At 46.6% G+C, this 929-nt stretch carries 1 protein-coding gene; it reads right to left on the reverse strand.

The genetic code is table 11. The features are described 5' to 3' along the window. On the reverse strand, positions 1-885 hold an 885-nt coding region (locus A3766_RS01240; protein ID WP_231882809.1), incomplete at its 3' end, for a capsule assembly Wzi family protein. Positions 886-929: the final 44 nt, after the last annotated feature.

Below are 929 nucleotides of genomic sequence, written 5' to 3' on the forward strand. Positions count from 1 at the left end.
ATAACGTACATCGAAGCCAGCCAACTGATTCCCCGCTTGCTTGGCTGTATTTTCACCCTGCGAAGTAAGCGACTTCCAGAAGGTAGACAAGTCTTCATCACGCCCTTCTCCACCCCACTGCATCGCACGGGACATACCAAATTCAAGACCTTTCAACGGCCTAAAGGTAAAACGCATGCCAGTAAGTTTTGCCTCAGGTATTGTACGCTCACTTTCTAGCTGACCAATATAAGATACAAATTGCCACTCTCCTAACCAAGAAAGCAATGGTGTTTCAAAGGTTTGCCCCTGCTTGGTTCTTAAGAATACGCTCGGCACCGGCTCGGCATTATTTGTCAGGATCAAACTCGACTGAGAACCCGCGCCCCACCATTGATCGACTGCGCCAACACCCAATACCCAGTTGCCATCACGACCGCCCAGCACGCCAGCCAAATAGGAGCCATAAAAGTCTGTCTGGACGGCATCATCACCAGGGTCTGTCATGACATTAGCTTGAAGCCTGAAGGCAAAGCTTTCACTATCACCTTCCATTGTTTTATGGATCTCTCCTTTTTCTTGCTGGAAAGAACCAAAATCTCTTAATAATGGCCTAGCACTGCCCGCTGTCACTTCAAGGCTTTTTTTAATACCGGACTTAGTCTGCTTACGTAGCTCAAAGCGTAATTCTCTAATCGCAGTTTTTTGTGCTGAATTGAGCTTCGAGTGATCAGCTTCTGCTAGTGCATTTTTTACATCTGCCCACATAAGCGGCCAGGTCGTTAAAGAGATATCGATCACTTCTGCATCATTGAGTAGCTGAAGATTATTTCGAAGCCTAAGGTCACCTACATCAATCCATGGCGCAGCGTTTACCGTGGCAGCCATAACAAGAGAAAGGGACATTACAAGGGTGCTGAGAAGCTTAGATTTGATAGACACGAATTAGA

This window comes from Oleiphilus sp. HI0132 (assembly GCF_001635845.1).